Below are 11,084 nucleotides of genomic sequence, written 5' to 3'. Positions count from 1 at the left end.
TCGTTGTTTACGTGAGTGCACGAGTTTCGGGGATATAAAAGGCTTGTTGGCATGCGGGTGTAGAATTGTAGAGGTCGTGGTGAATCACTTTCAAACTTGTAATTATAAATTACACATTGGTTCTGAAAGGGGTTTTGCCAGTGAATAACAGTGGAATGAGGAAGGTTGAATTTTGAATGATAGTGTGTGCTTACATTATCATAGATAGGCTAAAAAAAACGTTCAGCTCCGAGAAATAAAAAGGAATTCATGAAAATTGTCCTCCAAATTTTTTTGAATTTCGGTTTATTTCCGAAGGAGTTGTTTTTTATCGCCGTATATCGCAATTCTGACAATAGTTAAACTATTGTTAGAAATTGCAATAATAATAAAAAAAAGCTTAAAGGAGTAATCCTTTAAGCCATACCTAAATCCACTGCCGAAGCAATTTTGTAAGAGGTGTTACCCGCACCTTTTACCTACACCCGCATTATAGCAAGACTTTTCTGCCTAGTCAAAATAATAAGTAAGTGTATAACTCGAGATTAGTGATATCACGAATCCATCCTAGGGCAAGTGGTTATCGAAGTAACTTTATATTTTATTAGTTTGTTCAGAAAAATAGTTCATCCAATGGGGGATAGCTTCGCTAATGGTTGTCGGTAAGACAACATAGTGATCTTTTGCTAGCTGATCGCCAATATAGCTGTGAAGATAGACAGCGGCACTGATCGTTTGAGTAGTTTTTGGAAATTGAGCTAAGAAGGCAGTTATTATTCCAGCGAGCGTATCGCCCATTCCGCCGGTTGCCATGCCGGGATTGCCTAAGGGATTTTCTTAAATTTCGGTTGTTGTATAAATCTGAGTCCGATGACTTTTCAAGACGATAGTCGCGCCGATAGTTTGTTGTGCTTGTTGATTGTGTTCAGTGGTTTGATTAGCAATTAATAATCCGCTTAGTCGTTGACATTCCATTTGATGTGGCGTAAAGACGGTTTTTTCTGGAAAAGGTAGTGAAAGTTTTTCTTGGGCGAACAAAGTGATTGCTGATCCGTCGATGACTAGCCACTGCTGCTCAGTCTGATGTGCTAGAACTTGCTTTACTTGTTGAAGAGCTGTTTTATTTAAACCAAGTCCGGGTCCAATCAATAAAACATCCGCAGACTGAATCGCTTCTATAACTGACGATGTTTCAGTCCAATCGATCAGCATCGCTTCTGGTAGTCGGGCATGAAGAGCGCTTCGATTCAACGAATCAGTTATGACTGTTGTCAGGCCGGCACCACTGGCCACGCAGGCTTGGGCGGCCATAATAATCGCGCCTCCGTATTGGGCGTTGCCACCAATCAGCACGGTTCGACCAAAGTTTCCTTTATGACTGATGGTTGGGCGTGGCGTAATGACAGATTTTAGGTCTTTTTCAGAGAGTTGCTTCATAGTGATTCATCCTTTGTTCAGCTTATTTTAGGCGCATGCAATCTATAGATAGAAAGGCTGTTTCTTTCTATTATACTGCGCGCTAGTAAAAATGCCGACTGTTACAAATGGAAATCCAGTTTTTATCCAAAAAATACGCTAATTTTTTTGTGCCTTTTTTTAATAAATGGTATGATTAGACACGAGAGACAAACGAAGTGGAGGATATAAACATGACAATTGATTGGCAAAAAGAAGTCGAAGCACGTAAAGACGACTTACTAAAAGATTTAAGTGATTTATTACGTATCAACAGCGAAAGAGATGATTCAAAAGTAACGGCGGATGCGCCTTTTGGACCAGGACCTAGAGATGCACTAAAACATATGCTAGCTTACGGCGAACGTGATGGCTTTGCGGTTAAAAACGTTGATAATTATGCAGGACATATCGATTTTGGGGAAGGCGACGAAACGCTAGGAATCTTCGGTCACATGGACGTTGTACCTGCTGGCGATGGTTGGTCAACTGATCCTTACGAGCCAGTTATTAAAGACGGCAAAATTTTTGCTCGTGGCTCAAGTGACGATAAAGGCCCAAGCATGGCGGCTTATTATGCAATGCGAATTATCAAAGATTTAGATTTGAAATTATCTAAAAAAATCCGTTTTGTCGTAGGTAGTGATGAAGAAAGCGGCTGGGGCGATATGGATTATTATTTCCAACACGAAGAAGCGCCTGATTTTGGCTTCTCACCAGATGCTGAATTCCCAATCATCAATGGTGAAAAAGGGAACATCACACTGACTTTAAACTTTAAAGGAACGAATGATGGCGAAATCCATCTGATTGATTTTAAATCAGGTTTACGTGAAAATATGGTTCCAGGAACTGCGACTGCGACAGTAACGGTTGCTGATGAAGCGTTGAGCGCTGAAATGGCGAAAAATTTAACTGAATTCACAGAAGCACATCCAGTGAGTGGCACGATTAAAGTGGATGGCACAACTGTTGCCATTGAAATCGTCGGTAAAGGCGCGCACGGTGCGCATCCAGAAGCTGGTATTAATGCCGGAACTTTCCTAGCTTTATTCCTAGATCAATTTGATTTTGCTGGGGGAGCGAAACAGTTCTTACACACAGCGGCGGCTTACGTTCATGAAGACTTCTACGGTGAAAAATTAGGGGTCGCTTATGAAGATGCCAAGATGGGTAAATTAACGATGAATGCTGGTCTATTAGCGTTCACTGAAGGCAGTGAAGACAACTATATCCGCACAAATTATCGTTACCCTCAAGGAACAAATCCAGATACTTTAGTGTCAGGACTAGAAAAAACTTTAGCAGCCCAAGGTGTGACAATCACTCGCGGCGAACGCAATATGGAGCCTCATTATGTACCAATCGATGATCCATTGGTAGCAACATTACTACAAGTTTATGAAGACCATACGGGACAAAAAGGCTTCGAACAAATTATCGGTGGCGGAACTTATGGACGTCTATTAAAACGCGGCGTTGCCTATGGCGCAATGTTCCCAGGCTACACAGACACGATGCATCAAGCCAATGAATTCATGAGTTTGGATGATTTATTCCGCGCAACAGCTATTTATGCTGACGCAATTTATCGCCTAACAAAATAAACTTGTTTCTTAAATAGTATATAGCTAGCTGGTTTTGATTGAGTAATCAATCAATTGACCAGCTAGTTTTTCTTTTTGCTATGAAATTTTTTGTTGTAGTGATTTAGTGTAGACATCAATAATAATCTAAGAAAAATATCACTGGCTTTCCCTCGGGAAAATCAGTGATATTTTTTGATTCTGATTAATCTGATAGATTCGAAGAGTGTTCAGATAAATAAATTTAGCCGTTTTCTACAATTACTATAACTCGGTCTAGTCTTCTATCACAAGACCCATACCCATGGCGATAATGATGGCTTGTTCTTGATTGACTACGAGTCCGCGCATTAGGTCTTGGGATAGAGCGATTTTTTCGAAATAATTACTTGAGAGATTTAGCTTGTTTAGTTTGGTATGAAACCAGCTAGAGCCTGTGAGTTGGCTTTTTTCTAGTGTTAGGTTTCGCCAAGTGACTTCGACAAATTCGGTGTCTGTCAGATTACAATTCGTGAAACTGACGGCTTTCAGATTGGTGTTACTGAAGGAAGAAAGTGTGCCAAGACAGTCGTCAAATTGACAGTCACGCAGGTAACTATCGGCAAAATTCGTGCCAATTAATTTGCATTGTTTGAAGAGGCATTGTTGAAAACTTGCGGCCAGCCACTCTAGATTGGATAAGTCACATTTTTCAAAGATGACATTGCTACATTCAAAGCGTTCGAGTTTGGTACGCTGCATGGTCAGACGTTTCAGGTGAGATTCACGAATCACGAGATTGTTGCAGCTGTCGTAGCTATAATCAGCATCATCAAGCTTGAGTCCTTGAAAGAAAGCTTCATCTTCAAGATAGAAATCTTGCTCGGTTAATTCGGGTAGGATTGGGGCGATGGGTAGGACTTTTTTCATGGGTAAGCTCCTTTTTCTTTCTATTATAACAAATAAGCAAGCACAATGTAGATTGGTGACTTGAACTATTTTAAACGGGGAATAAATGAAAGGAGCGTTGAAAAATATCAGAAAATAGGATGAGAAACAAATCGGACTTTAGTCCCATACGCAATTGTTGAAGGTATGTGAGAATAAATAGAGAAAGAAAAAGTGAAACGTAGGAGGACAATATGACAGTTATTGAAGCAAGAAATCTGAAAAAGATATACGGCACGGGCCAAGCGAGTTTTTCGGCGCTAAAGGGTGTTGATATACGTATTGAGAAGGGCGAATCGGTGGCGATTGTCGGTAAGAGTGGTTCAGGAAAATCAACATTGATGCACATCTTAGCGTTATTGGACAAGCCGACTTCTGGGGAAATCCTTTTATTGGGTAAGGATACCAATCAGGTTAAGAAAAAAGAGTTAAATAAAGTACGTAATGAAACATTCGGCTTTGTATTCCAACAATTTTTCATGAATACGAAGGATACGGTGTTAGAGAATGTTATGCTGCCGTTGAAAATTTCAGGGCTGTCTTCTAGAAAGAGAAAAGAGTTAGCGATGGCTGCTTTAGAGGCGGTGGAATTAACCGATAAGGCGAAGAATAAAGCCAACGATTTATCCGGTGGACAGAAGCAACGGGTGTGTATTGCTCGAGCGATTGTTAATCAACCGGAGATTATTTTTGCTGACGAACCAACCGGGAATTTGGATAGTGCAACCGGTGAAAAGATTGAGCAATTGTTATTTAATTTAAATAGAGAAAAGAACATTACCTTAATTGTTGTGACGCATGACCCAGAACTTGCGGCGCGTTGCGATCGACAAATTTACATAAAAGATGGGGAAGTTGTTTCAGGGGGTGCAGCATGAAATTTACAGATATCTTAAAGTCAGCTAGTTCAAATTTATGGCGCAATAAAGGCCGGACTATTTTAACAATTGTCGCAATCTTTATTGGCGCATTTACGATTTCAGTCACAACTGGGGTCAATATCGGGGTCAACGACTACATCGACAAACAGGTGAATAGCGTCGGCGCTTCCGATATGCTGGTGGTTCAACCTTTACAGCCAGGTATGACGAATACTGAAGGGCCTGAGGAATATCAAGAGAATACGCAGGCTGGTACACAAGAAATGATTGCTCAGGATGACCTAAAAACGATGGAGGGTCTGAAGAATGTTGAAAAAGCGGAGGCTTACTTAATTCCGCAAATTGATTATATACAAGGGCAGTCGGACAAAAAATATGTCTTTCAAGCATCGCCTTCAAGCGAGCTAGCCCGTGATATGGAAGTTGGTCGTGAAGTGTCCACTAAGTCAGAGAAGTACGAAGTGACACTTTCGCCAGAATATGTCGAGAGTTTAGGCTACAAATCCGCTAAAGATGCAATTGGAAAGACAGTTACATTAGCTTTTTCTTCGCCAGCAACCAAAGAGCAAAAGACAGTTTCTGCTGAAGTAGTGGGTGTCCAAACGACTAGCTTGGTTAATGGGGGCGATTCGGTAATCAACCCAGCGTTAGCGGACGAAGTTTTCAAGCAAAATAACGATGGCTTGCCAGAAGCGATGAAAGAAAATTATTACATTGCAACGTTGACAATGGAAAAAGGGCTTTCTAAGGATAAAATTACTGATTTAAAAAATGAATTAGAAGATAAAGGCTTCCTAGCAATGACGGTGGAAGATCAGATTGGTATGATCCGTCAAGTGATTAATGCGATTACCGGCGTTTTAACGATGTTTGGTGCAATTGCCTTATTAGCCGCAAGTTTTGGAATTATCAATACCTTGTATATGTCTGTTCAAGACCGGACGCGCGAGATTGGTTTGATGAAAGCCATGGGTATGAGTAGTGGCAAAATCTTTTTAATGTTCAGTACAGAAGCTTTATTGATTGGTTTCTGGGGATCAGTTCTTGGTGTTTTGGGCGCGATGGGTGCTGGTGGTTTGATTAACAATATTGCGGCGACTTCGTTCCTTGATGGCTTGACGGGCTTCTCGCTTGTGCAGTTCTCAATTCCGTCGGTCTTAATGATTATGGCGATTATTATGCTGATTGCTTTCTTAGCCGGGACTTTACCAGCCAACAGAGCAGCTCGTCTAGATCCAATCAATGCGTTACGTTATGAATAAATGTGTGCCGTTTATTTTAGCTAGTTTGTAAATGAGTAGTGAGGCTGTCTTTACGAAGGCTATTTACTGAAAAACAGCATGATTCTTGAAAATTCTCAGGATAGTTTTCTAAAACCACTTGACAATCAAGGCAGTTCCTAGTAGTTTATAAGTAATATTAAAAATCGATGAAGGAACGAGTAAGTGTCAAGGACTTAGTAGAGAGAACTGTCGAGGCTGAGAGCAGTTTAGGACTTGTAACCGAAAAGACAATCTGGAGATGAGTGCGTGAAAAGCCACTCCGTTACGAGCGTTAATCGTTAAAGGAAAACATCAGACAGCTGAGGCAGTCGTTTGTTTTCAAAATTAGGTGGTACCACGTATGACATTCATTCGTCCTTGTTCTATTGAACGAGGGCGAATTTTTTTTATTTTTTACGAAAGAGGAGAGAATACTATGAGTTATCAAGGTCCAAAAGGGACAAATGATCTTTTACCTGGAGAATCAGACAAATGGCAATTTATTGAAGAAACGGCTCGTTTAATTTTTAGAGATTACCAGTTCAATGAGATTCGGACACCGATTTTTGAACATTATGAAGTAATTGCTCGTAGTGTTGGAGATACAACGGATATTGTTTCAAAAGAAATGTATGACTTTTATGACAAAGGGGAGCGCCACGTGACCTTGCGTCCAGAAGGCACGGCACCGATTGTTCGCTCGTATATTGAACATAAATTATTTGGCCCAGAATTTGCAAAACCATATAAAACTTATTACATGGGACCAATGTTCCGCTATGAACGCCCACAAAAAGGCCGTTTGCGTCAATTCCACCAAATTGGTGTGGAAGCATTTGGTAGTGCCAATCCAGCGACGGATGTCGAAACCATGGCGATGGCCTTGGATTTCTTCAAACAACTAGGCATTCAAAAGATTCGTCTAGTCATTAATTCTTTAGGTGATCAAGAAACACGTCAAAACTATCGCCAAGCCTTGATTGATTATCTAGAACCGCATGAAGAAGAATTAAGCGGAGATTCTAAACGTCGTTTACATGAAAATCCATTGCGGGTGTTGGATAGTAAAGACAAGAAGGATCAGCTAGTCGTGGCTGATGCACCGTCTATTTTGGATTATTTGAGCGAGACAGCGAAAGCTCATTTTGAAGAAGTTAAAGCAATGTTGACGGCTTTAGAGATTCCCTTTGAAGTCGATAAAAATATGGTGCGCGGGTTAGATTATTATACTCACACGATTTTTGAGATTATCAGTGATGCACCTGGAATGGGCGCACAATCAACGGTTTGTGCAGGCGGACGTTATGACCGTCTTGTCGAAGAGTTGGGCGGACCAGAAACACCAGGATTTGGATTTGCTTTAGGAATTGAACGTGTCTTACTTACTTTAGAAGCCGAAGAAGTTGTTATTCCTGTCTTAAATGAAATCGATGCCTATGTTGTCGGCTTGGGTGAAGGTACGAATGTTGAAACGCTGAAAGTTGTTCAGGCGATTCGTAATTTTGGCTTCTCAGCGGATCGAGATTATCTGAATCGTAAAGCCAAAGCGCAATTTAAATCAGCAGATAAAGCCAATGCTAAGCTGGTCTTAACCTTAGGGGAAGAGGAATTAGCTAAAGGCATGATTAATGTCAAAGTGATGGCAACGAGAGAAGAAAAAAGTGTGCTTTTAGATGAAATTTATCAACAATTCGATGAGATTTTTGATGAGTTACTCACTGAAAAATAAAGGATAAAAAATGGATAAGGTATAAGGGAGAGAAAAAGGATGGCAAAAAGAACAGTGTATAATGGTTTAGTATCAAGTGAACAGTTGGGTCAAGTCGTGACTCTAAAAGGCTGGGTTCAAAAAAGACGGGACCACGGTGGCGTTATTTTTATCGATTTACGTGACCGCGAAGGAATCGTTCAAATCGTTTTTAATCCAGAGCTTTCAAAAGAAGCTTGGCAGATAGCTGATAAATGTCGGAGTGAATATGTCATTGAAATTACGGGGACTGTCAGAAACCGTGATGCAGAAGTGATTAATCCGAAAATGAAAACTGGTGAATTTGAAGTCATGGCGACTGAAATTACGGTCTTGAATACAGCAAAAACACCGCCGTTTACTATTGAAGATGACCAAATTATTGGCGATGAAATCCGCATGAAGTATCGCTATTTAGATCTTCGTCGTCCAAAGATGACGAACAATATTAAATTGAGAAATAACACAACGAAAGCAATCCGTCATTATTTAGATGACCAAGATTTCTTAGATATCGAAACACCGTATCTTGCGAAATCAACACCAGAAGGAGCACGTGATTACTTGGTGCCTTCTCGTGTGCATGCTGGACATTTTTATGCGTTGCCGCAATCACCACAAATTTTCAAACAGTTATTAATGAATGCTGGTTTCGATAGATATTATCAAATCGTGCGTTGTTTCCGTGATGAAGATTTACGTGGCGACCGTCAGCCTGAATTTACGCAGGTCGATATTGAAACAACTTTCCTAACAGCAGAAGAAATTCAAGATCATACGGAAGCACTGATTGCTAAAGTTATGAAGGAAGTCAAAGGCTTAGACGTGACTTTGCCGTTCCCTAGAATGACTTATGATGAAGCGATGGCCCGTTACGGTAGCGACAAACCGGATACTCGTTTTGATATGGAATTGATTGACTTAAGCGAAACTGTTAAAGATGTTGAATTTAAAGTCTTCCAAATGGCTTTAGAAAATGGTGGCGTGGTCAAAGCCGTTAATGCGAAAGGCGCTGCGGCTAACTATTCACGTAAAGACATGGATCAATTAGGTCAGTATGTTACACAATTTGGCGCGAAAGGTTTGGCTTGGCTAAAAGTGGAAGAAGATGGCTTGAAAGGCCCAATCGCTAAATTTATCACAGAAGCAACAGAAGATATCATCAAAGCAACTAACGCTGAAGTCGGCGATTTATTGATGTTTGGTGCTGATAAATTTGAGGTTGTTGCAGCAACTTTAGGCGCCGTTCGTTCTCGCATGGGGAAAGAATTAGGCTTGATTGATGAGAGCAAATTCAACTTCTTATGGGTGACTGATTGGCCACAATTTGAATACGATGAAGAAGCAGGACGTTATGTTTCTGCGCATCACCCATTCACAATGCCAAAAGAATCAGATGTGGCTTTATTAGACACAGATCCAGCATCAGTCTATGCAGAAGCTTACGATATCGTCTTAAATGGGTACGAATTAGGTGGCGGATCGTTACGTATCCACAGCCGCGAATTACAAGAGAAAGTCTTCGAAACATTAGGCTTCTCGAAAGAAGATATGGAAGAACAATTCGGCTTCTTATTAGAAGCATTAGACTACGGCTTCCCACCACACGGCGGAATTGCTCTAGGACTTGACCGTTTTGCAATGTTACTTGCCGGTGAAGACAATATCCGTGAAGTCATTGCCTTCCCTAAAAACGGGAAAGCTGTTGACCCAATGTCAGCAGCACCAAGCACGGTTTCACCTTTACAATTATTTGAATTGAATATCGATGTAACAGCGATTGAAGAGTAAGATTCAAAGAATAACAATTGAAGAATAGTAAGCAAAGAATAAGATTAAAGAATGGCAAAGAAATAGGAAAGATTGGGACGACTGTTAGAGTTGTCCTTTTCTTTTTATTGATAAACCCTTATAATGTGAGGGACAAATCTATTAAGTGAGGCTTTTTCATGAAAAATAAAGTAGAGAGCTGGGCGCATCATGATTATACGACCAAGCTTTCCGTTGCCATTGTTTATGCAATATTAGCATCTGTTGCAATCAATTTTTTCTATCAACCGGGAAATATTTATTCTAGTGGGATTACTGGGTTAGCGCAGATTCTTACGACATTATCCAAAAAAATTGTCGGCTTTAATGTGCCGATTTCTACCACGCTGTATTTACTAAATATTCCTTTGTTTGTTTTATCTTGGCTAAAAATTGGCCGGAAGTTCACGATTTTCACGATGATCACCGTGACATTGACTTCGGTCTTTATCCATATCATTCCCCAAACAATTCTCTCAACTGATCCGATTATCTGCGCCATTTTTGGTGGAGCGGTGATGGGCTTTGGGATTGGCTTTGCCTTGAAGAATGGTTTATCTTCTGGTGGATTAGACATTCTGAGTATCACAATCCGCAAAAAAACGGGGCGTTCAGTAGGCTCGATTTCAATTTACTTTAATGCTTTGATTGTTTTTGTTGCAGGCCTATTGTTCGGTTGGCAATACATGTTTTATAGCACGCTCTCAATTTTTGTCAGCGGCAAAGTAACAGACGCGGTCTTTACCAAGCAAAAGAAGATGCAAGTCATGATTGTGACTAAGCATCCTGAAAAAGTTGTCAATGAGATTCAAAAATCGCTGCGTCGAGGAATTACGATTATTAATGAAGCCGAGGGTGCCTATAAGCATGATAAACAAACGGTACTTTTAACGATTGTGACGCGCTTTGAATTGCCACAATTGGAAGCGGCAATGCGTTGTTCTGATCCGCAAGCCTTTGTCAGCATCTCTGACAATGTGCAGATTTTAGGGCGCTTTTATGAAGAAGATCTTTAATGAATAACTAGATAAATGAGTAAGGCCAGCAACGTGAGTCATGTCACGGTTGTTGGCCTTTTTTGCTTATTAATTTATAGATGCTAGTTGTTTTTCCGGAAATAAAAAGGTTGGAAAATTTCCTAGGAAAGTTAAAATCCTAGGAAATGCGACAGTCAATTTGCTAGAATACATAACACATCTAAAGGCACATTTGAATTTAGAAATCTAGATTATCTACTGAAAAAAGACGAATAATATCGTCTGCAAAATTTCCTTATGATTTTTAAAGAAAACGTGCCTTTTGTATTTTTTGAGCAATAATAAATTGAAAGTCCCAAATTAGACCCGAAAACTTTAAGTATACCAAATTTTTGGAATAACCTTCCTATTACGCGTCAAAATTCTTCAAAAGCTAAATTGGAAAAACATTAAGTATACTT

At 40.2% G+C, this 11,084-nt stretch carries 7 protein-coding genes and 1 pseudogene; 6 read left to right on the top strand and 2 right to left on the bottom strand.

All coding sequences use genetic code 11. The features are described 5' to 3' along the window. Positions 1-573: 573 nt before the first annotated feature. Positions 574-1,416, bottom strand: a pseudogene (locus tag BAU15_RS07550) (NAD(P)H-hydrate dehydratase). A gap of 212 nt (positions 1,417-1,628) precedes the next feature. Here BAU15_RS07550 and pepV point away from each other — a divergent pair. Next, positions 1,629-3,041 carry a dipeptidase PepV gene (pepV, locus tag BAU15_RS07545; protein ID WP_161842135.1) on the top strand — a complete coding sequence of 471 codons (1,413 nt, stop codon included), beginning with the start codon at positions 1,629-1,631 and terminating at the stop codon, positions 3,039-3,041. Between the two features lie 255 nt (positions 3,042-3,296). On the opposite strand, the gene BAU15_RS07540 is transcribed toward pepV, so the two are convergent. Beyond that, positions 3,297-3,929 carry a pentapeptide repeat-containing protein gene (locus tag BAU15_RS07540; protein ID WP_161842134.1) on the bottom strand — a complete coding sequence of 211 codons (633 nt, stop codon included), beginning with the start codon at positions 3,927-3,929 and terminating at the stop codon, positions 3,297-3,299. Positions 3,930-4,141: 212 nt separating this feature from the next. Here BAU15_RS07540 and BAU15_RS07535 point away from each other — a divergent pair, with 212 nt between their 5' ends. The 5 genes from BAU15_RS07535 to BAU15_RS07515 all read left to right on the top strand — a co-directional run bounded on the left by BAU15_RS07535 (position 4,142) and on the right by BAU15_RS07515 (position 10,662). Then, the gene (locus BAU15_RS07535; protein WP_161842133.1) at positions 4,142-4,825 is read left to right on the top strand and encodes an ABC transporter ATP-binding protein; all 684 of its coding nucleotides are present in this window, start codon (positions 4,142-4,144) and stop codon (positions 4,823-4,825) included. Further along, entirely contained in the window at positions 4,822-6,090 is a 1,269-nt protein-coding gene (locus BAU15_RS07530; RefSeq protein WP_161842132.1) for an ABC transporter permease, read from the top strand. The genes BAU15_RS07535 and BAU15_RS07530 overlap by 4 nt, the downstream gene beginning before the upstream one ends. A 436-nt stretch (positions 6,091-6,526) precedes the next feature. Next, positions 6,527-7,819, top strand: a complete 1,293-nt coding sequence (gene hisS, locus BAU15_RS07525) for a histidine--tRNA ligase (protein WP_161842131.1) — start codon at positions 6,527-6,529, stop codon at positions 7,817-7,819. A 39-nt stretch (positions 7,820-7,858) separates the two neighbouring features. Beyond that, on the top strand, positions 7,859-9,628 hold the full coding sequence (aspS, locus tag BAU15_RS07520; RefSeq protein ID WP_161842130.1) for an aspartate--tRNA ligase: 1,770 nt from the start codon (positions 7,859-7,861) through the stop codon (positions 9,626-9,628). A gap of 158 nt (positions 9,629-9,786) precedes the next feature. After that, positions 9,787-10,662: a YitT family protein gene (locus BAU15_RS07515; RefSeq protein WP_161842129.1), complete on the top strand. Its 876-nt coding sequence runs from the start codon at positions 9,787-9,789 to the stop codon at positions 10,660-10,662. The last annotated feature ends 422 nt before the right edge of the window (positions 10,663-11,084 follow it).

The sequence above is a fragment of the Candidatus Enterococcus huntleyi genome (genome assembly GCF_009933175.1).
Taxonomy (GTDB): domain Bacteria; phylum Bacillota; class Bacilli; order Lactobacillales; family Enterococcaceae; genus Enterococcus_K; species Enterococcus_K huntleyi.
Note: the sequence above shows the minus strand (reverse complement) of the source record. Positions and strands in the feature narration are given on the sequence as shown.